Annotated in this window: 21 protein-coding genes, 1 tRNA gene and 1 pseudogene; 13 read left to right on the top strand and 10 right to left on the bottom strand. The window is 67.8% G+C overall.

What is annotated here, in order from left to right; genetic code table 11:
• The 4 genes from WME97_RS44035 to WME97_RS44020 all read left to right on the top strand — a co-directional run bounded on the left by WME97_RS44035 (position 1) and on the right by WME97_RS44020 (position 9,518).
• Positions 1-1,515, top strand: a complete 1,515-nt coding sequence (locus WME97_RS44035) for a hypothetical protein (protein WP_437546934.1) — start codon at positions 1-3, stop codon at positions 1,513-1,515.
• Positions 1,512-6,317: a helicase HerA domain-containing protein gene (locus WME97_RS44030; RefSeq protein ID WP_437546932.1), complete on the top strand. Its 4,806-nt coding sequence runs from the start codon at positions 1,512-1,514 to the stop codon at positions 6,315-6,317. Before WME97_RS44035 ends, WME97_RS44030 begins: the two co-directional genes overlap by 4 nt.
• Positions 6,318-6,450: 133 nt before the next feature.
• Positions 6,451-7,518, top strand: coding sequence for a hypothetical protein (locus WME97_RS44025; protein ID WP_437546931.1), 1,068 nt, complete (start codon positions 6,451-6,453; stop codon positions 7,516-7,518).
• A gap of 140 nt (positions 7,519-7,658) precedes the next feature.
• The gene (locus WME97_RS44020; RefSeq protein WP_437546929.1) at positions 7,659-9,518 is read left to right on the top strand and encodes a Druantia anti-phage system protein DruA; all 1,860 of its coding nucleotides are present in this window, start codon (positions 7,659-7,661) and stop codon (positions 9,516-9,518) included.
• Positions 9,519-9,967: 449 nt separating this feature from the next.
• On the opposite strand, the gene WME97_RS44015 is transcribed toward WME97_RS44020, so the two are convergent.
• The gene (locus WME97_RS44015; protein ID WP_437546927.1) at positions 9,968-10,177 is read right to left on the bottom strand and encodes a hypothetical protein; all 210 of its coding nucleotides are present in this window, start codon (positions 10,175-10,177) and stop codon (positions 9,968-9,970) included.
• A 232-nt stretch (positions 10,178-10,409) separates the two neighbouring features.
• On the opposite strand from WME97_RS44015, the pseudogene WME97_RS44010 reads away from it, so the two are divergent.
• Positions 10,410-10,808: pseudogene (locus tag WME97_RS44010) on the top strand (ATP-binding protein); the annotation flags it as partial.
• A 449-nt stretch (positions 10,809-11,257) separates the two neighbouring features.
• Positions 11,258-11,398: a hypothetical protein gene (locus WME97_RS44005; protein WP_437546925.1), complete on the top strand. Its 141-nt coding sequence runs from the start codon at positions 11,258-11,260 to the stop codon at positions 11,396-11,398.
• Between the two features lie 82 nt (positions 11,399-11,480).
• Here the strand turns inward: WME97_RS44005 and WME97_RS44000 are convergent.
• The 3 genes from WME97_RS44000 to rpe all read right to left on the bottom strand — a co-directional run bounded on the left by WME97_RS44000 (position 11,481) and on the right by rpe (position 13,898).
• Positions 11,481-11,567, bottom strand: a tRNA-Ser gene (locus WME97_RS44000).
• A 151-nt stretch (positions 11,568-11,718) separates the two neighbouring features.
• The gene (locus WME97_RS43995) at positions 11,719-12,999 is read right to left on the bottom strand and encodes a hypothetical protein (RefSeq protein ID WP_437546923.1); all 1,281 of its coding nucleotides are present in this window, start codon (positions 12,997-12,999) and stop codon (positions 11,719-11,721) included.
• Positions 13,000-13,184: 185 nt separating this feature from the next.
• Positions 13,185-13,898 carry a ribulose-phosphate 3-epimerase gene (gene rpe, locus WME97_RS43990; RefSeq protein ID WP_437546921.1) on the bottom strand — a complete coding sequence of 238 codons (714 nt, stop codon included), beginning with the start codon at positions 13,896-13,898 and terminating at the stop codon, positions 13,185-13,187.
• 172 nt (positions 13,899-14,070) lie between these two features.
• Here rpe and WME97_RS43985 point away from each other — a divergent pair, with 172 nt between their 5' ends.
• Both WME97_RS43985 and WME97_RS43980 read left to right on the top strand, forming a co-directional pair.
• Positions 14,071-14,505: an N-acetyltransferase family protein gene (locus tag WME97_RS43985; protein WP_437546919.1), complete on the top strand. Its 435-nt coding sequence runs from the start codon at positions 14,071-14,073 to the stop codon at positions 14,503-14,505.
• A gap of 173 nt (positions 14,506-14,678) precedes the next feature.
• Complete coding sequence (locus WME97_RS43980; RefSeq protein WP_437546917.1) at positions 14,679-15,182, top strand: Crp/Fnr family transcriptional regulator; 504 nt, start codon at positions 14,679-14,681, stop codon at positions 15,180-15,182.
• Between the two features lie 65 nt (positions 15,183-15,247).
• Here the strand turns inward: WME97_RS43980 and WME97_RS43975 are convergent, their stop codons facing one another.
• Complete coding sequence (locus tag WME97_RS43975) at positions 15,248-15,712, bottom strand: hypothetical protein (RefSeq protein ID WP_437546915.1); 465 nt, start codon at positions 15,710-15,712, stop codon at positions 15,248-15,250.
• 155 nt (positions 15,713-15,867) lie between these two features.
• Positions 15,868-16,305: a hypothetical protein gene (locus WME97_RS43970; protein WP_437546913.1), complete on the bottom strand. Its 438-nt coding sequence runs from the start codon at positions 16,303-16,305 to the stop codon at positions 15,868-15,870.
• A gap of 216 nt (positions 16,306-16,521) precedes the next feature.
• On the opposite strand from WME97_RS43970, the gene WME97_RS43965 reads away from it, so the two are divergent.
• Genes WME97_RS43965 through WME97_RS43955 form a run of 3 tightly spaced genes read left to right on the top strand, consistent with a single transcriptional unit; the run spans position 16,522 to position 19,192 of the window.
• Positions 16,522-17,217 carry a YggS family pyridoxal phosphate-dependent enzyme gene (locus WME97_RS43965; protein ID WP_437546911.1) on the top strand — a complete coding sequence of 232 codons (696 nt, stop codon included), beginning with the start codon at positions 16,522-16,524 and terminating at the stop codon, positions 17,215-17,217.
• Entirely contained in the window at positions 17,214-17,807 is a 594-nt protein-coding gene (locus tag WME97_RS43960) for a TlpA family protein disulfide reductase (RefSeq protein ID WP_437546909.1), read from the top strand. The genes WME97_RS43965 and WME97_RS43960 overlap by 4 nt, the downstream gene beginning before the upstream one ends.
• The gene (locus tag WME97_RS43955) at positions 17,804-19,192 is read left to right on the top strand and encodes a replication-associated recombination protein A (protein WP_437546907.1); all 1,389 of its coding nucleotides are present in this window, start codon (positions 17,804-17,806) and stop codon (positions 19,190-19,192) included. Before WME97_RS43960 ends, WME97_RS43955 begins: the two co-directional genes overlap by 4 nt.
• Before the next feature lie 33 nt (positions 19,193-19,225).
• Here WME97_RS43955 and WME97_RS43950 read toward each other — a convergent pair whose 3' ends face one another.
• Both WME97_RS43950 and hpt read right to left on the bottom strand, forming a co-directional pair.
• Complete coding sequence (locus WME97_RS43950; RefSeq protein WP_437546905.1) at positions 19,226-19,558, bottom strand: tetratricopeptide repeat protein; 333 nt, start codon at positions 19,556-19,558, stop codon at positions 19,226-19,228.
• Complete coding sequence (hpt, locus tag WME97_RS43945) at positions 19,555-20,076, bottom strand: hypoxanthine phosphoribosyltransferase (protein WP_437546903.1); 522 nt, start codon at positions 20,074-20,076, stop codon at positions 19,555-19,557. The genes WME97_RS43950 and hpt overlap by 4 nt, the downstream gene beginning before the upstream one ends.
• Positions 20,077-20,227: 151 nt before the next feature.
• Here hpt and WME97_RS43940 point away from each other — a divergent pair, with 151 nt between their 5' ends.
• A complete protein-coding gene (locus tag WME97_RS43940) occupies positions 20,228-20,674 on the top strand; it encodes an acyl-CoA thioesterase (RefSeq protein ID WP_437546901.1) in 447 nt (148 codons plus the stop codon).
• 21 nt (positions 20,675-20,695) lie between these two features.
• Here the strand turns inward: WME97_RS43940 and WME97_RS43935 are convergent, their stop codons facing one another.
• Both WME97_RS43935 and WME97_RS43930 read right to left on the bottom strand, forming a co-directional pair.
• Positions 20,696-22,000, bottom strand: coding sequence for a hypothetical protein (locus tag WME97_RS43935; RefSeq protein ID WP_437546899.1), 1,305 nt, complete (start codon positions 21,998-22,000; stop codon positions 20,696-20,698).
• On the bottom strand, positions 21,997-22,752 hold the full coding sequence (locus tag WME97_RS43930; protein WP_437546897.1) for an HAD family hydrolase: 756 nt from the start codon (positions 22,750-22,752) through the stop codon (positions 21,997-21,999). The genes WME97_RS43935 and WME97_RS43930 overlap by 4 nt, the downstream gene beginning before the upstream one ends.
• A gap of 218 nt (positions 22,753-22,970) precedes the next feature.
• Here WME97_RS43930 and WME97_RS43925 point away from each other — a divergent pair, with 218 nt between their 5' ends.
• Positions 22,971-23,363, top strand: coding sequence for a hypothetical protein (locus WME97_RS43925; protein ID WP_437546895.1), 393 nt, complete (start codon positions 22,971-22,973; stop codon positions 23,361-23,363).

Here is a 23,363-nt window from a genome sequence, read left to right as displayed (position 1 = left end):
ATGGTTTCGGCTCATCGAGACCCAGAGGCTACGAAGATCGAGACCGGGCCGGAGGACCTGGATCGTCGTCAGTACGAGGCATGGGGAGTGATCGTTCAGACATCGAACGTACGCGCCGTCCATGTGGCGAACGGAATAATGCAACTGCTGCGGCTCGTGCCAACGCGCCCGTCCTGGGACGCCATCGTCAGCGGGAGACCGCGCGGGTACATCGCCGAACTCAAGAAGGAACTCAGGAAGAACGACGGATTGAGGCCTGGACTCAGCGCCGCTGCGAAGGCGCTATGCGTCTACAAAAGCAAGGCCGGCCCATTGCGCCTCGCCCTTCCGCCGCCGGCTGACGCTACAAAGCCATCTAAGGACATGATCGAAGCCGGCCGCGCACACCTCGCGTCGCTCCTCGACTCTGCCAGTGAGGTCGGCCGGCTCAGCGAGCCGTCGCGCCGTGCGCTTGCTGATGTCCTCAACGCCGACGGCAAGGTCATGGTGGAAGGCGGCAATGATCCGACGACGCCTGGCGTCATGTTCGCTGGTTTTACCGATACACATACGCTGAACGGTATGCACGCTGCCACGCTCCTCGGGCTACTCTGCGCAACGCAGGACGGTCGGCAGGCGCTATCTCACTTCTATCGGGCTGCTCAGAGCACGCAAGATCCCCACGCGAACCTCGCCGCGCTGCTCGGTTTGACCATGAAAGACCGGAACGATCCGAGCATGGATCGTAACTGGTCGATGCTTGATCCGAGCGCGTTCGAGGAGGTCTTCCCTGTGCCACAACGCGAAAGTTGGGCTGATTTGGCACGTGCGACAGGCAGCATGGCGCTGAATATCACCCAACGGCAGGAGCGCGGCGCCACCAAGGCGGAAACGCTGATGTCGCTTGTCGATCTTGGACTCCTCATCCTCTCGACTCGGATGCTGCGGTGGGAGCGAGATGAGAGTTCTCGTCGTCATTTGCTCGCGGTGTGCTCCCCTCGGCGCACGACGGCTCTGCAGCAGGCAGTCGCCCGCGCGCAAGAGTCCCTCCGCCTTGCAGCCGCGGCACTAGACAACGAGGCGCACGACGAAAATCCGGCAGTGAGCCTGATAAGGTCGCAGAAGCGCAAAAAACGCAGCGGCAGCGGCGAACTCGAGCAAGGGAAAAAGTACTTCCCAAGTGACCACGCGATTAACCTCGCTTCCGCGGGAGGCTGGCTCTTTCCGCTGGATGCGCGCGGCGGAGCACCTCGATATTTATGCCCGGGCCCTCGCCAGCTAGTTACGCTCGTCCATGCGCTTGTACCTCCAGGTGAGGAGCTCGCCTGGCCAAAGTTCGCAGACAAATCAGAGGGAGCGCTTGGCGTCGCGCTCGGCGGCGCCGACGATTCGCGGACTGAGTTACGGCTGCTCATGGGCGGCGTGGCCGCGACGCTCCGCGAGGCGACGACGGTAAACCAGCAGCGGCTCATCTCGCTCGGCCTCGCCCGGAGAGAGTCCGACAACTTAGTGATCGTCGACGGAGGCGCAAGGTGAGCCAAATCGAAGAGGTAATCTTCCTCGCCGTGCGAGGTGCCGCTCGCGGCCTACCGCCGCAAGCGTTCGGTCTGCGTACGCACGCCCTGCCCATCGAGGCGCATCTTGACAGCTGCATCCGCGCGTGCGGCCGTCTAATCGAGGGCGGAGATTTGGCCGGAGGCGAGGTATTCATCGGTGCTCCTCGTCGTGCCAACGTCTCGGCCGCGGGCGTGCACGTCTTTGATCCCGACGCCGCGTCGGCGGCCGCCACGGCCGCACGGAACGAAGTGCGCACAGACGGGCGACGCGCACCGCTTGTCTATCTTAACGTCCGATCTACGCCAGGAGAGTCTGGCCTTGACGTGCTCGTAGAGATATCCGCGTCTGACCTCGCGCGGGGATTCGCGGCGGAAGCAGACCTACCGCTACTAAAGCAGATCGCCGAGAGCGGCTCTCGTCGCGTCATTGCGCGGCTCGAAGATGCCAGCGTCGAGCTGCTCGACCGGTACCAAGCTGCCTCCAAGAAGTACGGCTCCGAGGCGTTTGCGTTGCCGTTGTTGGGGCTCTTGCCGCTCGCGAAGACAAGAAAGATCCCGCCCGGCGGCCTCGCCGCCGACGAGTTCAATAAGCTACAGGGCGCGCGGCCGGAGAACAAACTTAAGGAAGCCCTTGACCGGATCAAAGAGCTCACTCCAGATGAGCGAGAGCAGTTCGGGCAAAAGCTCCGCCCGTACCTTCTCGAACAGGATAACGACCCAGCCGGCGTAGGCGCGCGCCTCTGTGATGAAGCTCACAAGCTGGCGGCCGGTAGGGACCGCCCGAGCGAGAGGCTTTGTGGGCTTAGCGTTGAGTTGGCGCGACTGCTGCGGCGGGGCAAGGACGGAGTGAACAGCCTGCTCGGGCCTGAGGTGATCCCAAGTGGTGGAACAGGGACGATCCCCCCACCTGCCGGAGAGGCTACATCAGCTTGGGATCTGCTCGAGGAGTCCGGGGCCGCAGGGCTCGACGGAGACATCGTCGTTGAAGAGGTTTCTGATGGGCAGACAGATACCCCTCCCGCGTTTTCTCTTGACGTACCGGCGGGCGGCACGCTGCCGCTCCGAAGCGAGTCGCCTTCAGGAATTTTGATATCTCTACTCGGCACGGACAAGCTTCAAGCTTATGTCGAGAACGGGTGTGGCGCGCTTGTCCATAGCAGGGCTGAAGATGCAAAGCAGGTCTTCGCGTCACGGACGCTGACGGACACGAGGATCGAGTGGCGGGATCTCCTCGAGTCGAATGACATCAACCTGCTTACCCCAGAGCGCCAGGCCGCTGTGCGTCAATTTCGTCAGCGCAGGCGGGAACTCTGCGAGGCCGCCTTGAGGGTTCTCCAGGCGGGCGCGAGCGAAGAGTCTGCCGAGGTTGCTGCGGACGAAGATTCGGCGCCGGACCTGCGGCTGTTGCTCTTCTTGCTGGATGACCAGACGCTTATAGCCGCACGGCGGCTCGGCCCAGAGTGCCAAGCTTACGTGGATGCGTATGTTGAGCTGCTCGACGCGGCCTTTCCAAGCGGAAATGACGTCGGAGCTGATACACCACCCGAGAGCTCATTAACAAAGTGGCTCACCAACCTCGACGTTGCCTTTGTCACCGCCGCTGGCCGCGTACACGCCGCCCGGTTACTGCCTCTACACCCGCTCCGAATCGCCTACGCGCTTTGCGCCCTGGAGTGCGTCGGCCAGCCGCCTCCCTTCCCGGCGCGGCTCGGCGTCAACTTTGTAAGGCAGGATTGGCTCGAGCCTACTGGAATACCGCACGTGTATGCGTTTGTCGGCAGCCAATCTCCAAACTCTCTTGGGATTTCTGCGGCGACCAGGGAAGGGCTTGCCGCGGCTTGGCACGTTGTTCGTCCCACCGGGGTCGTAACAGCTCTACGGGTCGCCTTCGTAGACGTCGACAGCCAGTCACTCATTGCGGCTCTGGAAGATCTCTGTGAGCAAGCCCAAGAGCTCTTTGAGGAGGATTCTTCGATCCGAGACGGCGTTCACCTCGAAGTATGGAGAGCGGCCTCGGAGCGGCTGCGCGACCATACGACGCACGACGACGCACCACGCGCGCCTCTCGGCCCAGCGGCCGCCGAGAGTGAGGCGCTGCCGCGCGGTGAGGGTGTCAGCCTGAAATTGAATTGGTCGACGGTTCAAGCAGAGTCGATGCCGGAGTGCCACCTTGTCATACGAGCTGTGGAGACGCCGTACGAGCTCGTGCCCGCAGCTCCGTCGAGTCCGATTGGACTACCGATGCGGTACCAGCCCGGATCGAGCGGCAACGTCGCATATATCGAGGTCGCCAGCAGTCCACCCCTACGCGGCTACGATCGTCTTCTCGAGGCGCTCGGCGTAAACCCGAAGCGCCGCGGCCCGAATCCATCGTACCCAGCCGGCGGCGCACCATGTTCACTCATTGAGGCGCGTGTGGCCCTCGCAGGGTGGCCGATCGAACCACACCGCTGTCAGAACTTGCTGAGCTACCTCGAGCCCCGGGGGCACATCGTAGCTGTCCTCGCAGACACAGACGTCGTTGACCCGATGCTGGCGCGCAGGCTTCAAGCCATTGCGCCTGGCGTCCAGCCAGACTTAGCCGCGCTGCGAAGCGCCTCGTTAGGGCTCTTCAGCTGCCGCGGATTCTTGCAGCATCTACTCGACTCCGATTACGACGACGGGCACCTGCTCGGGCAGCTTGGCTTGCTACGAGCGTTTACCACGACGGTGGAGGGCACAAAGGCGCGCTCGCTTCCCTTGAGCCTCGACAGCCCTGAAGGGCGGGCTTGGATCGCTACAGTCTCGCCGCCAGGTGTTTCGAAGCGTCGGGCGGACCTCCTGCTGCTGGAAGCTCGAGCTGCGAGTGAGGCGAGCACGATTGGATTCGATGACATCGTGAAGATTCGAATCGTGGAGTTGAAGGCCCGTAGCTCTGCGCCAACTGACGGCAGCTGGGAAGGGCTGGCAGCACAGGCCCTCCAGACCCTGGCCTCCATACGGCTGTGCTTCAACGCGGATTTAGCGCCAGCATCTGCATTGCAGCGGCTCGCTTGGATGGAAGCAGGGCGGCAGCACCTCGCGGGCGCTTGGCAAGGTGCCCTTCGAGCGCTAGAGGAACGTATTTCACAGCGGCGGCCACCTGACTTCGACGTCGAGTGCTGGATTATCTTAGATAAACCCTGGAGCGGCACGCCCGACACGGAGGTGGAGTGCGCCGCGCTAGATGAGACCGGTCTGCCCTCAGCAACCGGCGAGCATGTCGTTGTGCGTTACCGCGTGCTCGCCCCGCTCTCCGAGAGTGCAGAGCCTTCGCCGGCGCCACCCGACGTGAAGCGCCCCAAAGACGCCACGCGGCCCGCTCGTCCGAGAGATACGCCTGCTCGCTCGCCCACCCCGGCCTTTATCACGCCCGTGGACGCCGCTGAACTTTCGACCAAGCAGCCTAAGCCTACGCGCTCCCTCGGGGACATAGCGGATATCGAAAGCCTCTCGTCGGTCGAGTCAACGTTGTCCATCAGGGGGTTGGATGCTACGTCGACCTCGAAGTCCGAGCAGGGGACAGCGTCCGTGCCAGGTTTCCTGCCTGCGTCCGCCTCTGCCGTCGTAGACGGGATGCGTCTCATGCTCGGATCACTGAAGAACGGCGCTTCCGCTGTATGGATGCCCAACAGGATCGATCTGGTAAATCACTTCAACGTGGGCATAACCGGCACTATGGGTACCGGCAAGACACAATTGACGAAATCCTTGCTCGCGCAGCTCATTTGGCAGGGTTCAAACAATCCGGGCGGCAGAGCTCCGAGTATCCTCGTCTTCGACTACAAAGGCGACTACCAAGACTCGAACGTTGAGCTGTTCGCGTCGAAGGTGGGGGCCGCTGTCCTTCAGCCGGAGGCGCTGCCGCTCAACCCGCTACGGCCCATTCGCCCGACGTCCAGGCAGGAGTTCGTGTCACTAGCGCGCGTCTTCGCTGACACGATGCTCGCCATCCAACCTCGAATTGGTGCGGTGCAGCGCAACGAGCTCGTGACGGCGGTCATGGAGTGCTTCGAGGCAGCCGGGATCTTTGCCTCAAATCCATCTTCATGGACGCGGGCATTTCCGACTCTGAGAGACCTCAAGATTCACCTTGAGTCGCGAGGTCTTGCACAGGGAACACCCCAGTCTGTACTCATGGATCTTGTCGATCTGGGCATCTTCGCAGAGGAAGACTCGACAGGCGATTCCGACGAATTTTTCGAAGGTGTTTACGTCGTTAATTTGAAGCCGCTCGGCTCTATGCCTACCGTCATCCGGGCCGTTCTGTGCTTCTTCATGAACGCATTTTACGGACACATGCTCCGAAGCGGCGAGGCGGCGCTTATCGTCCCAGAAGGCGGCGCCCATCACCTCCGCGCCTTGAACCGGCTCGTCTTTGTCGACGAGGCGGACGACTTCATATCGCTCGGTCTCCAGAGCTTGAAGAACGTGATGCAGCAGGGTCGCTCGTTCGGCTGCGGGGTCGTGCTTTCCACCCAGTTCCTTCACCATTTCAATAAGGGAGAAGAGCCGCTCCGTCCCCTGGTTGGGACTTGGGTCTTGCACCAGATGTCTGATCTGAACGCATCCGATGTTAGGACGCTATTCGGCCTCCCTTCGAAAGCCGACGCGGACCAGCTCGTCAGCCGGTTGTCGTCGCTCCCGAAGCATACGTCACTGTGCGTTGGGCTCTCGAGCGATGCAGGGCGCCTGCTATCGGCAGGGCAGCCAGTCGAGGTGCGTGATCTGCCCTTCAAGGAGCTCCGTGAGCCGGGAGGCTGACCGCGGGAAGGCGCAGGGCCGAGCCAAGGCGGCTCTGGCTCCGACGAAGCGTCAGGTGGCACGTACGCGGGCAGTCGTCGACTGGTACATCAATACCCACTACGGCCGACCTGGCGATCCAGGTACTGCCGCGATGTTTTGCGATCCATCGCACCTCGGGACTTTCGCCGTGCAGCGTGAAGCGCTGCTCGCTGGTGATGGCGCCGCCCTCTTTCAGTTGCTTATCGCGATCGCGATGTTCCAACGGCGGCAGGACGTTCAGATTGCAGCCATACTGCGCTCATTAGGCCCTGACCAGGCTGCAGAGTTAACCGACCACCGCAGGTTACTCGCGCTGGTCGACGCCAGCCCCTGCGATAAGATCAAGTCCGTCGAGTCTCTCATATATTCATGCGATCTAACGAAGAATCCAGATACGAAGCAGGGAACGTGTGCTTCCCGCCCGGACCTAGCGTGCCACCTCAAGCGGCATACGGTCTGGATGAAACGCTACGGGCATTTTGGTAAGGTACCCACCTCCGCGGCCCTCGTCGTGTATGAGGCAGCTGCGCGCGACCTCGCGGACTTGTTCCGCCAAGCGCGCGCCTCCGCGCGCGGGCGCCTCGCGCGAGCTAAAGCGGCGGAGGCCGCGCTTTGCCGGAGTTGGCGCGTGAGCGATAAAATCGCCGCGATGTTCCTCTCGCTTATTTCAAACCCTGACCTGACGCCGGGCATCTCAGGTTGGGAAGATGTCGATTGGCGTTACTACGTAGTCGTGGATAGCAATGTCGATCTTTTCCTCGCAGCGATCGGCTACCATGGTACGAAAACGTACGCAGCACGGCGCGCCTTCATCCAGGCGCTATCAGCGCAGATCAATCTGCAGACTATGAACCGGCGCTTGCGCCGTGACAACCCTCGCCTCGTTCAGCAAGCGATGTTCCTCTTCATGAGCGCGGCCAATCGCCGTGCGCTGCCTCATGACTGCATGCACCTGCGCCCAGCTTCATGCGCCCAATGCCCCAAGGATGTCGTGGCCTTGTGCCCTGTACGCGGTGCGCCGCTACGACGACGACTCCCGCTCGTCGGGACCGCTCCGCAGCCGCCTGCCGACGATGCAGCCAGCACGCCCGTCGCGCCGTCCGATCCACTGCGAATCGGCCCGAGCGCGAGTGCAAAGCGCTTGCAGCGGCGGCTCCGCGGGGCCATGGGTACGCCATGACGCGCGCTTCCCATCTACGGAGCGTGTCAGACGCGGGTAGCTTGAGGCCTCACCGACGGCCCTTTCGGCCGCAACTCGACGACGGCAGCCCGCCCTTGGAGCGGCTCGCCGCCGCGCTCGCGCGCAGCGAGGAGGAGCAGTTGGCGACCATCGAGGACGAAGTTGCGTGGGCGAAGGCGCAGGAGCCCGTCCCCCTCAAGTTCGCCGCTGCCGCGATGATCCTACGGGACTTGCTCCACCTTGGCTGGAAGGTCGAGGCGAAGAACAGCGAAATTTTCGTCGAGCCCTATGAGGCCGCCGAGGGGGCGGCCAAAGAGGTCGTCCAGCGCCAGCTCCGGTACGGTCGCGAGGATCAGCTCCGTGATCCAGGCGTTCAACGCTTCATCAATGATGTCGAGTCCCCGCCACAAGGTGCGTCGTACAGCTCGATCGCAGGGCTGATCGCAGACGGTCGAGCGCTCGCGGAGCGCCTCCGTCCTATCGCTGCTATGCCACGTGGCGAGCGGCCTGAAGCGCTACGCGGTGCGTGCAGACCGTATCTTCAGTTCGTTGAGCCGGGCCTTCGAGATGCCGCGACGGGCCTGCTACTCACCGACGTCTGGCGCTACTTTCGTTACACTTGGTCGAGCCGTTACCGTCGTCCGCCTGGGCGCCAGATGCTCTACCTGATACGAGATGCCGCTCAGCCTAATCACCCTATCATGGGTCTGACAGCGCTGAGCAACGCGGTGCTTCAGCTTACCCCACGAGACGATTGGCTCGGATGGACAAGAGATGGGCTTCTCCGGCTCATCGATCAAGGCGAGCTCCGAGATGAGGAGGCGCTCACGGCGTTACGTGCACGTGTCGCGGCGGATCTTGCGGCGCTCTACACCGATGATCTCGGATTCGATGGTGCATGTCCCCCGGCGCTCACGCACGAACTCAGCCAGAAGCTTATGGCGGTCCATCGGGAGGCACTGGCGGATCGTGCATCCCAGCTTCGGAACGGCAAGGAGAGTTCTTCGAGGTCGACGGATTTCGAGGACGAGGCGCTACTGGACGTGACGCTGTCGCCCCTCTTTCGCGCGAAGCGCGCGGCGACAGCGCTTGCGCTGCTGCAAATCCGGGACTTGCTCGATCAAGCACGCTCTCCCTTGGCGAAGGCGGTCGAGTCGCCAGAAGTTGGACGCGCCGTCGATGTTGCGCTGCGGCAAATCAAGCAGCGCTTCTCGGCTGGAGCGATCATGGAGCTTTCGACATGCGGAGCTGTTCCGCCTTATGGGCACCTCCTGGGTGGCAAGCTGGCGCTTCTGCTGATGCTGAGCCCTTCGATACGCAATGCCTACCGCGCGCGCTACGAGGGCGAGCCGAGCCTCATCGCGAGCCAGATGGCTGGGCGTCGGGTCACCAAGGAGGCGCGTCTGACGCTGATCGGGACGACTAGCCTCTACCCTGAGCGTTCTTCGCAGTACAACCGCCTGCGTTTACCGTCCGGGGTAGCTGGCAACCGTAAGGAGGTGCGCCTGATTGAGGTCGGTCGGACCCGTGGCCATGGCTCGTCCAACCTAAGCATCGAGACTGAGCAGTATTTGGCCATCCTTGCCCGAGAGCGTAAGGAGTTCGTAAACGTCAACTTCGTCTTTGGTGAGGGGCAGAGCCCGAAGATGCGTCAACTGCGTGAGGGGCTCGCGGCGCTCGGCTTGAACGCCGCAGATCTGATACGCCACGCCTCTCCTCGTATCGTCTACCTGGCGGCGCTTGGCTCTATGATCCGCCGCGCACTCCTCGGTGTAGAGCCGCTTCCGGGCGATGATGATCTAGGATCGACGGACGAGGCAGACGAACGCATCGCCGATTTTTGGCGAACGCGGTGGCTTGCGAGCAGGCTGGAGAGCGTCGACATCGTCGAACGCCTAGCCTGCTCGCGTCGTCTCGATCTACTGGTGTCGAGAGACGGTCCAGGAGAATCGCTCCCAATCCAGCTTGGGCTGTTCGATTCAATGGCAACCCTCCGGTAAGTTCGATTTACGCAGATCCGGATTGTGAGAACCGCTCTGTCGTTTCTTAAGACGACAAGTAGCTGACCACCATGTCTTCGCAGAACGGGACGGAGCCAAACATCAAGGCTTCGGCTCAAGTGAGCGCTTAAAACGTCAACATCGTGGCTCTAGGTGTCATAAGAACCTGGGGACGATCGTCGACATGTTCGACGCTGACAAATTTAATTCATTGGCTTCTCATCAAGCTGCTGCGCGTCATCGCGGCCAGTTTCACGATGATCGCTCAGTTCGTCGTTGCCTGCGTGGGCTGGTCGTCCAGAGGGTTCCCGTCCACCACGATTCTTCGTTCGAATCACATGTATCGATCCCCGTCCACATCGAAGCGCGCTTTCAGCGGCGCCAGCGGCGCCCGGGAGAGATCCCCCCAAGTCCCAGGCCAAAGAGAAGGCCACGTCCGCCGTCTCCTCCTACGTCCTCCACGTGTTCACGAACAAGTCCGTGAAGAAGGGCGCCGCCGCCGCGGTCGCCGGTCTCCTGGTCGCGGCCGTGTCGGAGGCGAGCTGGCCCTCGTGGTGAGCGAGCTGATCGGCGAGGCCCTGCTGGAGCCGCTCCGGCACGGTCTGCCCCGGCGCGTGCCAGCGGCTGCGGGCATAGGCGACTGGCTCCGGGCGCGGCAACGCCGCCCCAAGGCGTCGAGTTCTTCAGTCCCGATGGCGCGGCGTTCACCGGCGTCGTGATCGTCGACCGGACCCAGCCGATCTTCATGCTCGCCGCACGACAGAGCCCGGCGCCACGCATCCACACCCCCCGTTCCTCGCCACCGTCCACAACGTCATGCTCGTCGGCACCAACGCCGTCGGCAAGACCATGATCCTCAAGAACGTCGCCCACTAGGCCGTCGTCCGCGCTCACACAGTCCGCTTCTCGACCGCGAGCGACATGCTTGCCGACCTCGCTGCGCAGGAGTCCTCGGTGGCGCTCGGGCGCCGGCTCCGCCGCTACACTGTCCCTGCGCTTCGCTGCATCCATCGAGTTGGCGACCTCTCCTACGGTGGCCGCTACGCCGACCTGCGCTTCGAGGTCGCCACCTGTCGCTATGACGCGCAGAAACCGCTCTTGCTCAGCACGAGCAAGGCATTCGCTGACTGGGGCCAGGTCTTCTCGCACGCCGCGTGCGTCGTCACGTTCGTCGACCGGCTCGTGCATCGCGCCGAGGTGATCGAGATCGAGGCCGAGAGCGACCGGCTCAAGGAAGCCCAAGAGCTCAACGCCACCCGCATCAAGCAGCGCCGTATCAAGACGCACTGAGCCGCCGCTTAGCCGGTGAACTTCACCGGCATCAGATGCGGGTTTCATCGGCATCGGACGCGGTTTTCACCGGCGAACTCACCGAATCCCCGCGGGTTGCCGCGATCATCTACGGTGATCATGCGCGCCACTGGGTCGAGCGCTTCGTCGCCTGGTACAACGGCGAGCACCAGCACCGCAGCATCCGCTTCGTCACGCCCGACGACCGCCACGCGGTCGCGACGGTGCGCTCCTCGCTCCCCGCCATGCCCTCTACCAGCGGGCCCGCCGCAGGACACCCCTGCGCTGCATCGTCCAGACTCGCAACTGGACGCCGGCCGGCCCCGTGACCCTCAACCCCCACACCCATGAGTCCAAAGCACTCATGAGTACGTGACCGAATCTCCAGACAATCATCTTGAAACCCACCGCACCCGGCTGCGCGGCCTGCGGCACTTCTTCATCACCGAGTGCTTCAAGTGCGGCGCCTCGGCTCTGACGGTGCGCAGCTCGCCGGTCACCTGCACCTCTCGGTCACCCAGCGCTACGCACACACCCACGACAACCTGAAGAAGGACGCAGTGCAGGTCTTCACGCGGCGGTCGGCGTAGCCTCGGCGTCGCCGTGTGAATGGGCCCGGGAAACCCTTCAGGGAGCGCCTACGCTACCCAACGAAATCTTCAATGAATTCAGCGGAGGAGAAGGGATTCGAACCCCTGGTTGAGTTGCCCCAACGGCGGTTTTCAAAACCGCTGCCTTCGACCGCTCGGCCACTCCTCCAAACATCCAGAACGACTCGCTTTTCTGCCTCTTCTACCGCGCCCTGTCAACGCCGCCCTGAGACCCGCCCCCTGCCCTGGTCAGGGCAGCGCCTGCGCCCTCCATCCCCGGCCCCGCCGCTTCCGCCCCCACCGCCCTTCGCCCCCTGCCCTTACTTCTCCCTCCCCACCGCCGCCCCCGCCACCGCCCCGGCGCCCTGCCCCCCCGCCCCGCCCTTCATCACTTCCGCCAGCCACTTCCCCGCCCCCGCGCACGTCCCCGCCGCGCTGACCTCCCCTCCCCCGCCTCCCCCGCGCCTCGCGTACGGCCCTGCCACGATCGCCACGTCGCTCCCTCGCGCCGTCCACGCGATCGGCCCGAGCGTCGGCCGCCGCCGGCACACCTTCCCGAAGCGCCGCTCGATCAGCTTCCCCGCCTCTGCCGCGTCGCCCGCGCTGTCGAACCGCAGCCGCCACGCGAGCGCGAACTCTTTCCGCGACGGGTCTTCCGGGTCGTCCCGCCGCACCACCGCGAACCGATCCCCGCCCCACCCTGCCGCCGCGCCAATCGCCGCGTCGCGGTGGGCATACGCCGCGAACGCGATGCGCAGCGCCTGCTCACCCATCACGTCATCGAAGACGACACGGAACCCCGGGCCGAGCGCCGCGGCCGTCGGAACCGCCACCGCGACGGCGGGCTCCCGCGCCGCGAGCTTCTCCGGATGGAGCAGCTGCTCGGTGGTCTCCGGCAGCGCGCGCCAGACCGCATCCACCGAAGCCCACCCGCCGTCCCGGCGCAGCGCCTGCACGAACGCGAAGCCATCGGTGTACGGGGCGCCCAGCGACTCCTGCAGTACGAGCGGCGTGTCGCCCACGGACGACAGCGCCGTCGACATCGCCACGAGCCTGCGGAGCATCGCCTCGTCGACCTGGAACGCCGAGCCGACCAGCACGTCGAACATCGCGCTCATCGCCTCGCCCTCGACGAGCGCGTGTGTGGCCGCCAGGCGATCGCTGTCGCCGAGCTTGAAGTCGAGCAGCCTCCCCAGCGAGAAGCTCTGGTCCTGGAGCGCGTGGACGAGCTCGTGCGCCAGCGTCTCCTCGGCCTCGGCCTCGCTGAGGTCATCGACGAGGTACATCGTCGCGTCCTCCGGCTCGTAGAAGCCCGCGATGCGGCCCTCGAGCAGGCGGTACATCCCGGCGGTGAAGTCGTAGTCGGCCGGGATGAGCTCGAGCGCCGCGAGCACCTCGCGCTGGTGATCGAGCACGCCCTCGGGGATCTCTCGCTCCACGTGCGCGCGGACCCGCTCCAGGATCTGCCCGCGGGCGAGCACGCGGCTCCGCACCTCGCGGTGGACCGGCAGGCCCCGCGCCTTCGCCACGCGCGCGAGCACGCGCGCGATCTCGCCGTCGGTCAGGCGAGCCGCGTCCTCGTCGAGCTCGCCCGCATCCACCGGGCTTGCGCCCCCAGCCGGTCCAGCCGCAACCGACGCCGCAGGGAGCGCCACAGCGGAGGCCTGCGCTCGCGGCGGCGCCGCAGGCGCGGCCGTCGGCGCGCACCCGGCGAGCACAACCGCCCCGACCAACCCGATCGCGCAGCACGCCCGACCCACCGCAGCAGCGTCCTCGACGCGCCGGGTCACGCCTGCTCCCCGCCGGGCGCGCGGAGCGCGCGGATCGCCTCGGCATACCGCGCGACGCGCGCATCGAACGGCAGATCCTCGCCCCGCGCCACCGCGCCGAACACCGCCGAGCCCGCGACGAGCGCCCGCGCCCCGGCAGCGATGACCTGCCCGGCGGTCGACGGGGCGACGCCGCCGTCGACCTCGAGCGCGATGTCCAGGCCTGCCTGGTCGATCGTTCGGCGCAGGCTCTGCAGCTTGGTGAGCGCCCCCGGGATGAACTGCTGGCCGCCGAACCCGGGGTTGACGCTCATCACAAGCACCAGATTGATGTCCGCCATCACGTGCCGGATCGACTCCTCCGGCGTGTGGGGGTTCAGCACGACGCCAGGGCTCGCGCCTGCGTCTCTGATCTGCTGGAGCGTCCGGTGCAGGTGAGGCGACGCCTCGACGTGGACCGAGATGCGATCGGCGCCGGCGGCCGCGAACTCGGCGACGTAGCGCTCGGGCTCGACGATCATCAGGTGGACATCGAGGGGAAGACGCGTCGCGGCGCGAACCGCGCGGACGACGAGCGGCCCGATCGTGATGTTTGGCACAAACCGGCCATCCATCACGTCGACGTGGATCCAGTCGGCGCCAGCGGCCTCAGCGGCCCGCACTTCCTCCGCGAGACGACCGAAGTCAGCCGACAGGATCGACGGAGCGACGATGATTTTCTCGTGACGCACAGGGTAGCGCTAGCAGGCGTGACGCGCGGCGGCTAGCCGAGCATCCACGAGCGCGCTTACGGGGAGGCCGGCGCGGCTGCTAGGCTGCGCAGGTCTTCGAAGCGTTCGTGTCGTGCGTGCGGACGCTGCAGATCGAAGGCTGGGGATCCGAACCGTTCGAGTGAGGTGATGCATGGAGACACGGCCGCTGACGAAGCCCGACTACGACCGGATCGTGGGCGAGATCGATCGGTGGTGGGCGGGCCCAACCAGCGCGCTCGCGCACCCGATCTTCTTCTACGAGCTCGGCAGGCTCGCGCGCGTCGTCGAGGATCGCGGGCTGCTCGTCGGCTTCCTGCTCGGGTTCAGGTGCCCGGACGCGGCGATCGGGTACGTGCACCTCGTCGGCATTCACCCGGACTATCGCCGCCGCGGCGTCGGCAGGATGCTCTATGCGGCGTTCGAGGAGGACTGCCGCCGCGAGGGCTGCCGGCAGCTCAAGGCGATCACGACGCTGGGCAACGAGGGCTCGGTGCGCTTCCACGCCGCGGTCGGCTGGTCGGCCGCCGAGATCGAGGACTACGCCGGGCCTGGGCGTCCGCGGATCGTGTTCACCAAGGACCTCTAGGTGCGGATCGCGCGGAGCACGCGCGTGTTGCGGCGTACGCTCTCGACGGGGTACATCTGCTCGGGACCGCGAGGTGAAGCGATGCGAGAAGGCGGGCATGTTCGCGACGTGGTGGTAGGCGTTGTCGGGTCAGCCGGCAGGACGGTCGCCGCGGGCGCCCTCGGTGCATCCAGGTGAGCCATAACCCTTCGCCGATCACGCAGCTGCGCGAGATCGGGCTGTTCGGAGGCCTGGGCGATCACGTCCTCCAGGGCCTCGCCGACACGCTGGAGCTGCTCGATCTGGAGCCGGGCGCCGTCGCCTTTCGCGAGGGCGACAACGGCCGCGAGATGTTCGTGCTGCTCTCCGGGGAGATGGAAGTGCTCAAGCGGTCGAAGCGCGACGTCGAGGCGCGGGTCGCGGTCCTCGGGCCGAACGACTGGTTCGGCGAGATGTCGATCCTCGACGTGATGCCTCGCTCGGCGACCGTCCGGGCGATCGCCCCGTCGCGCTTGCTGCGCGTCACCGCGCACGATCTCGACGCCCTCTACCGGCGCGATCTCAAGTCGTACACGCTGCTGGTGCTGAACATCGCGCGCGAGATGTCGCGCCGCCTTCGCGTGGCGGACAGCCTGCTCGCCGAGCTGGTGGCGAACATGCTCGACGAGTACGCGCGGCCGCGGCGACCCGCGATCTGAGCCGGCGCCGCCGCGTCAGTCGACGCCGGGCGCTCTGCCCGAGGGCGCCGGGCCCAGCGGTCGCCTCATCCGCCGTCTGGGCCGATCGCTCCACCGGCGCCGGCTTCGCCACCCGCGCCACCTGCACCACCGCCGCCGGCGTCGCCACCGTCGCCGGCTTCGCCGCCCACACCACCGGCGCCGGCTTCGCCGCCTGCACCACCGTCGCCCGCTTTGCCACCCGCGCCGCCCGCACCACCGGCGCCGACTGGGTTGGCCGGTTCGCCCCCCGTGCCGGTTCCGCCGGTGCTAGCGGCCCCAGTCGAACTGGCGCCGTTCGAACCGGCCGCGTCTGGCGGCAGGAGGCCACCGCCGCCCGCGCCGTCGTCTTCGCTGGGATCGCCGGCTGCGATGCCCCCTCCTGCGCCGGTCGCGCCGAGGTCGTCGCAATCACCGCACCCGATGCCCCCCTCGGCGGGAGGCTCCGGTTGTGGATTGAACACACAGCCCGCAAGGACGACCCCGAACACAAGGACGACAAGCTGGCGCATAAGCTCCCTCCTCATAGCACCCTGCGCATCTCCCTGCCCGCTTGTGCGGCGCCCTCGTCCGCGGGAATGCTGCGTCGAGCGCGCTCCGTCGGCTGCTTCTCGCTCGCTCTTACGGCCGGGTCGACGCCGCCGTCAGACCCGGCCCGCGTGCTCCTTCAGCCGCACTCGACCGTTCCAGCGCCTCCAGCGCCTCCAGCGCCCCCCACACCGCAGGGCTCGCCGCCCGCGCCACCCGCGCCGCCCTGGCCGCCCGCGCCGCCCTGGCCGCCCGCGCCGCCCTGGCCGCCCGCGCCGCCCGCGCCGCCCTGACCGCCCTCGCCCCCTCCAGCACCGCCCTGAGCGCCCGTGCCGCCGTGGCCGCCCGCCGCGCCCCCATTGCCGCTGCCGCCCGCGCCCGTGGTCTCCCCGCTGCCAGTGCTGGCCCCTACCGCTGTGTTGCCGGCGCCCGTGCCACCCGAACCTGAGCTGCCGATCGCCCCACCGGTCGACGACGACGAGGGATAGGGATCCCTGTCATCGAACGGCGGTTCAGGCTGCGGGTTGAACGAGCATCCAACCGCGAGGAGCAGGGTGAGGAACAGCAGGCTTCGCATGGCGGGTACGCCGAGTATGGCAATCAACATGCCACATGAAAATAGCCGGAAAGTACCTCGATCGGTCCGCTATCGACGCGGTGCTCAGGCACACTCTGGCACGCCGCTCGGGCGGTTGGATCCGGCACTTCCCTCCGCGCCGCGACGTGCGCGGACCGTCCGCTGCGGGTGTCCCCCTGGTGTCCACGGCGGCAGCTCGCGGTATCGTGCGGCGTGATGTCGGAAGACCTGGGGAACGTCGCGTCGCGGCTCGACGAGGTGCGGCGCCGGATAACGAGCGCCGCCGCGCGGGCAGGGCGCGGGCCAGAGGAGGTCCGGCTCATCGCCGTGTCCAAGGGGAAGCCCGCGGAGGCCATCCGCGCCGCCTACGCCGCCGGGCAGCGCGATTTCGGCGAGAACTACGCGCAGGAGCTCGTCGAAAAGGCCGAGGCGCTCGCCGATCTCGACGGGCTCGTGTGGCACGCCATCGGCCAGCTCCAGAGGAACAAGGCGAAGCTCGTCGCGCGCGTCGCGCACGTCGTGCAGTCGGTCGACCGGGAGGAGCTCGCCGTGGAGCTCGATCGGCGCGCGGCCGCGCTCAACCGCACCCTCGACGTCCTGATCGAGGTGAACATCGGCGACGAAGCCTCGAAGGGCGGCTGCGCCCCCGGCGATTTCGCGCCGCTCCTCGGCGCGATCGCCCGGTGCGCGCACCTCCGGCCGATCGGCCTCATGACCATCGCGCCGTTCCTCGAGGACCCGAACGACGTCGTGCCGTTCTTCGCGCAGCTGCGCGCCCTGCGCGACGCGCACGGCGGCCGGGCCGTGCTGCCCGAGCTCTCGATGGGCATGTCGCACGATTTCGAGGCAGCCATCGCGCAAGGCGCGACGTGGGTCCGCGTCGGCACCGCCATCTTCGGAGCCCGCGGATGACGGCCACGTCCGCCGCGTCGCGCCTCGGCTCGGCTCTCCCTGGCGATGGCGTCGCGCGCGCCGCGCGCGGCGCCACGCTTGCTACGTGCGCGCTGCTCGCGCTCGGGTGCGGGCCGGGCGCGATGCCCGCGTCGGTGCGCCACCCGCTCGTCGGCAGCGCCGCGCCGGAGTTCCACGCAGAGTCCACCGCGGCGGTCACCGTCGGCGTGCCCGGCACGCGCAAGACGCGGGTCACCGTGATCGACTTCTGGGCGTCCTGGTGCGCGTCGTGCAGCCGGACCATGCCGGCGCTCGACCGGCTCTGGCGCGACCGCAAGGCGGACGGGGTGGCCGTGATCGGCGTGAACGTCGACGACTCGGAGGCCGCCGCGGCGGCCGCCGCCTACGAGCTCGGCGCGACGTTCCCCATCGTCGCGGATCTCGATCAGCGGCTCTCCGGGACCTACGGCGTCGCGCAGGTCCCCCTCACGTTCGTGGTCGACGGCGCGGGCACCGTGCGCTGGGTCGGTCACGATCCGGCGAGCGCGCGCCGCGCCGTCGATGTCCTCCTCTCGGAGCGCCCCGCGGGCGCGCGGTCGGTCTTCGAATGAGCGCGTCCCGGGGCGGCGGCGGCGCGCGACGGCGGCCCGCGGGCGACGACCCGACGCTCTTCGACGCCGCCCGGCAACGGGAGCCGGAGCTCAAGGCCACGGTCCCCCTCGCCGAGCGCATGCGCCCGCGCTCGCTCGAGGACATGATCGGCCAGGGCCACCTCCTCGGCGAGGGCAAGCTGCTCGCGCGCGCGATCGCGGCCGACCGGATCCCCTCCATGATCCTGTGGGGCCCGCCGGGCGCCGGAAAGACCACGCTCGCGCGCGTCGTCGCGCACACGACGAACGCCCGCTTCGTCCCCTTCAACGCCGTGCTGGGCGGCGTGCCGGAGCTCCGCGAGATCCTCGCCCAGGCGCGCACCGCGCGCTCCTACGAGGGCAAGCGGACGATCCTGTTCGTCGACGAGATCCACCGCTTCAACAAGGCCCAGCAGGACGCCTTCCTCCCGCACGTCGAGGACGGGACGATCACGCTCATCGGGGCGACCACCGAGAACCCCTCGTTCGCGGTCAACGCGCCGCTGCTCTCCCGGTGCAAGGTCTTCCGGCTCCAGGGCCTCGGCGCCTCGGAGCTCGTCGAGCTCCTGCGCCGCGCCCTCGAGTCGCCCGCCGGGCTCGCCGGCGCGATCGGCGCCGACGACGACGCGCTCTCGGCGATCGCGGCGCTCGCGCAGGGCGACGCGCGCAGGGCGCTCACCACGCTGGAGATCGCCGCGGACGAGGCGGGGCGCGCGGGCGCCTCCACGATCACGCGCGAGCTCATCGCCGGCGCGAGCGAGCACAAGACGCTGCTCTACGACAAGGCCGGCGAGGAGCACTACAACGTCATCAGCGCCTTCATCAAGTCGATGCGCGGCTCCGATCCCGACGCCGCCATCTACTGGCTGATGCGCATGATCGAGTCCGGCGACGACCCGCTCTTCCTGCTGCGCCGGATGATGATCTTCGCCTCCGAGGACATCGGCAACGCCGACCCGCGCGCGCTGGAGATCGCCGTCGCCGCGGACGCCGCGTTCCGGCGCATGGGGATGCCGGAGGGGCTCTACCCGATCACGCAGGCAGCGCTCTACCTCGCCACGGCCCCGAAATCGAACGCCTGCAAGACCGCCTGGCACGCGGCGCAGGCCGCCGTGCGCGAGCACGGCGCGCTCCCGGTCCCGCTCACGCTGCGCAACGCGGTCACGCCGCTGATGCGCGACGAGGGCTACGGCGAGGGCTACCGCTACGCGCACGACGAGCCGGGCGGCGTCGCGCGGGGCGAGGCCTACCTCCCCGAGCCGCTCGCCGGCAGCCGGTTCTACGAGCCGACCGATCGCGGCTACGAGCGGACCATCGGCGAGCGCCTCCGCCGGATCCGCGGCGCGGGGGAGGGCGAGGGCGGCTGAGGCGCGGCGCCAGCCGGCCCATCCGTCACGGCGTCACGCGTCGTCGTCGTCGCCGCCGCCCGCGCCGGCGAGGGCCTGCTCGAGCTCGCTCAGCGCGTGCTGATCTCCCTTGCTGCGCGCGGCCCCGATGCCGTCGACGAGCCAGGCGCGCCCCTCGTCGAGGCGGCCTGCCTTCACCAGCATCGTCCCGCACATGAGGTACATCGGCACGTACGCCGGATCCATCGCCCGGAGCGCGCCGAACGTGGCGAGCGCGTCGTCGTGGCGGCCCTGGCCCGCGTACTCCAGCGCGAGCGCGTACCAGTGAAACGGATCCTTCGACCCATCCCGGGTCATCTTCTCGAGCATCAGCAGCCGCTTGCTCACGTCGCCTCCACAACCCCGATGAACGGCAGGTTCCGATAGCGCTCGGCCCAGTCGAGCCCGTAGCCGACCACGAATTTGTCCTCGATCGTGAAGCCCAGGTAGTCGATGGGCACCTCGACCCGCGCGCGCGCCGGCTTGTGCAGGAGCGCGCAGACCTTCACGCTGTTCGGCATCCTCGTGCGGAAGAGCTGGAGCAGGTGCGAGATCGTGAGGCCCGTATCCACGATGTCCTCGATGAGGAGGATGTCCTCGCCCTCGATCGGGCGGGTGAGGTCCTGCGTGATCTGGACGACGCCGGTCGAGGCCGTGCCCTCGCCGTAGCTGCGCACGCCGAGGAACTCGATGCGCACCGGCAGGTCGATGTGGCGCGCGATGTCGGCGGTGAACACGAAGCTCCCCTTGAGCACGGAGACGAGCACGAGCCGGCGCTCCGCGTAGTCCCGGGTGATCTGCGCGCCGAGGTCGCGCACGCGATCGCCGATCTGTTCGGCGGACAGGAGCGTCCGGACATTCGCCATGGTGCCCGCTAACATCGCGGCGCCCGCGCCACCAGCGCCCAGGCGGACCCTCCGTCGCCGCGCGCGGCGATCCCATGTCGCGCCGCTGATGTCGCGTGGTCGCTCTGCTGCTGCCCGGGTCGAAACTGGGTTAGTCTCTGCGCCTCCCGCGATGCCGCTCCCTTCTCCGCCCGACGCGCCCCCGCACCTCACCTCGCGCACGCCCCTGGCCGTCCGCTTCTGCGAGACGGATCTCATGGGCATCGTCCACCACGCGAACTACGTCATCTACCTGGAGGCTGGCCGCATCGACTGGCTGAAGCGCCGCGGCCTCTCCTACGAGGAGATGGTGCGGCGCGACCTTCACCTCGCCGTCGCGGAGCTGCGGATCAAGTACCGCCAGGCCGCGCGGTTCGGCGACGACCTCGTTGTCGAGACGACCTGCCGCGAGGTCCAGCGGGTCACCGCGCGCTTCAGCTACCGGATCCTCCGGGGCGAGGACGTGATCTGCGACGGCGACATCCTCCTCGCGTGCCTGGGATCGAACCTGACGCTGACGCGGATCCCGGACGACATCGTCCAGCTCCTGGCGAGCCCCGAGACGACGGCCGATCGCTAGGGCAGGGGACGCCGCCCCGCTTCAGCCGCCGTCCGCCGCCCCGGCCTCGGCCCCGCTGTGCACGATGCGCGCCGGCATCTCGACCGTCTGCGGCGGCTCGATGCGCTCGCCGAGGAACGTGCGCCACTGGACGACGTAGCGCCCGCGCAGGGGCCCGATCACGTAGCGCTCGCTCGCCGGAGGCACGGCGACCGCCGGGATCCCGTCGACGAGCAGGTAGAGCAGCGCGTCCGTCTGGTTGACCGCGACGAACCCCTCGCCGGGCGCGCCCGGGTCGACGCTCGCGGGCAGCTGGAGCGGCTCTGATCGGATGGCCGCGAGCTCGTCGCGCGTCAGGAAGACGCCGCCCTGCGCCGACGGGAGCCCGGCGGCGGCGTACGCGGCGCTCGGGGGCGGCATGAGCATGTCGGTCGAGATCAGGTCCGTTCGCCGGGCGATCGACGTGACCTCGAACGCGACGCCGCCGCCGCCTTGCCAGGCATAACTCGCGTAGAGCGGCACCTCGCCGGCCACGCACTCGGGCGACTTCGGATCCACGCCGACGATCTCCAGCAGCGCCCGGCAGAGCAGCGGCCCCCCGTCGCCGGCCTCGGGGACCCTGCCGAGCTCGACGTACAGCGCGCCGAGGCTCCCGTGCACCTCGACCTTGCGGACGTCGATCTCGAGCCGCTTGCCGTCGCCCACAGGACGCGCCGAGCCCGTCGACAGCGGCGTCACGTCGACGCGCCGCTCGCCGAGGAGCGTGCGGAGCGCCCCCGGCGGCACGACCCGGTACTGGGTCAGGGACGGCCAGAGCAGCACCTCGCCGTACACGTCGTGGCGCGCGCGGAGCTCGGAGCCCGCGGGCAGCGGGAGCGCGCGCGACGTGAACTGGGCCCGCATCCGGCCCGTCTCCGCGAGCTCGACCTTCCACGTCAGCTCGGTGAGCTTCTGCGCCGCGTGGATCCCGGAGGCCGCCACCTCGGGCGCCTTCGGGGGCTGCGGCACGTCACGGAAGCGGAACGCCGCCTCGAGCATCACGCCGGGGAGCTCGCGGGGCGAGAGCGCGTCGTCCGGCAGGGGGGTTGCGGGCGAGAGCGGCAGCGGCGACTGCGGGCTCGCCTCGGACATGATGAGCCGGCCGTAGTCGTCGGCGATGATCTTCGCGGTCGCCTCGGCGGCGGACGCGTCGAGCAGGTCCGGCGTCTCGTTCGCGAGCGGCGCGGGGAGGATTTTCGCGTTCGGGCTCGCGCCGGCGTCCAGGGGATCGACGGGCGCGTGGCGCGACGGCTCGCACCCGGCGGCGGCGAGCAGCAGGAAGGCCGCGGCGACGCGCGCGGCGATCACGGCTCCAGCTCGAACGTGTGGATGACGCGCACGCGCGCGTCGAGCGGCGGCGGGTCGGGCGCGCACTGCGTGTCCAGGAAGACCGCGGTGCAGCGGGGATGGCAGCCGAGGAGCAGGTTGCAGTTGGCCGCCTCGTTGTCGAACACCGCGATGACCCGCCCGAGCCGCGAGAGCTGCGGCGCGACGCTCCGCTTGAACTCGGTGTCGGGCATCTCGAACCTCGGCTTCACGACGAGCTCCGTGCCGATGACCCCGATCGGGAAGCCGAGGTCGCGCAGGCTCGCGAACGAGCCGAGCGCCATCTTCGGCAGGTCGCGGCCGGTGAGATACACGAGGGTCGCCCCCGCCGCGTGGCAGTCGCGCGCGTACTGGCTCGCGCCCGGCACCTCGACGTCGTGCCGGATGTGCGGATCGTTGAAGAAGCGGGCCCTCCAAAAATCGAACGCGTGCAGGTGGAGCGCCTCGTCGTCGATGCCGAGCCGCCGCAGGTTGTCCTGGAACCCGTACACGATGCCGTCGGGCGACGCGCCCTCGAGGAGGGCGGCGGCGTGCGGGTGCTTGCGGCGCCACTCCTCCGCCAGCTCATGGAGGATCGCGACCACCCGCGGCCGGTTGTCCATGAGGGTGCCGTCCAGATCGAAGACGATCACGGGAGGCCCCTCCGACCGATCGGCCGCGCGCTCGACGATGGATCTCAGGAGCCGCGTCCGCTCGAGAGGGACGAGGCGCTTCTCGTGAAACAGCGTGCTCAAGGTCGTCGCGCCGTGGAAACGCGCACCGTCCGCGCGGCTCCTCGGGCCGGAACCCTAGCGCGAACTCGCCCTCCCCAGAAGCGGCGGCGCCCCACCCCTTCGCCGGGCCCTGCGGGTCTGCGTAAGTGTGCAGAAATATCCTACATTGTTGGCCTAGTCATTCCGTTCTTCGTAGGATTTTCCAAATCGGGACCCGTCGAGGCTCCGAAGGAAGGCCCATGCAGAACCGCATCAAGACCGCTCTGGCCCTGGCGATGGCGCTGACCGCCGTGGTGGGCTGCTCGAAGACCCCTCGCGATCGTCTGCAGGGGCGCTGGTATGGCGATGCCATCGAGAACGCCCCTGTGGAACAGCTCACCAAGGCGACCGGGTGGGTGAAGGGAACGGCGCTCGAGTTCAACGGCAGCAAGGTGACGGTGACCGTGCCCGCGGAGACGCCGCGCAGCGGCACCTTCAAGGTGACGAAGGCGGACGGCGATCAGGTGACCGTCGCGTTCCTCCGCCCCGAGGGAGGGCTCGATGAAGCGGCGTTCCGCTTCACCACGGATCAGACGCTGCGCTGGGAGATCGGCGACGGCCGCGCCATCGTGCTGACGAAGGCGAAGAACTGA

The organism is Sorangium sp. So ce367 (assembly GCF_051520455.1).
Lineage (GTDB): Bacteria > Myxococcota_A > Polyangia > Polyangiales > Polyangiaceae > Sorangium > Sorangium cellulosum_B.
Note: the sequence above shows the minus strand (reverse complement) of the source record. Positions and strands in the feature narration are given on the sequence as shown.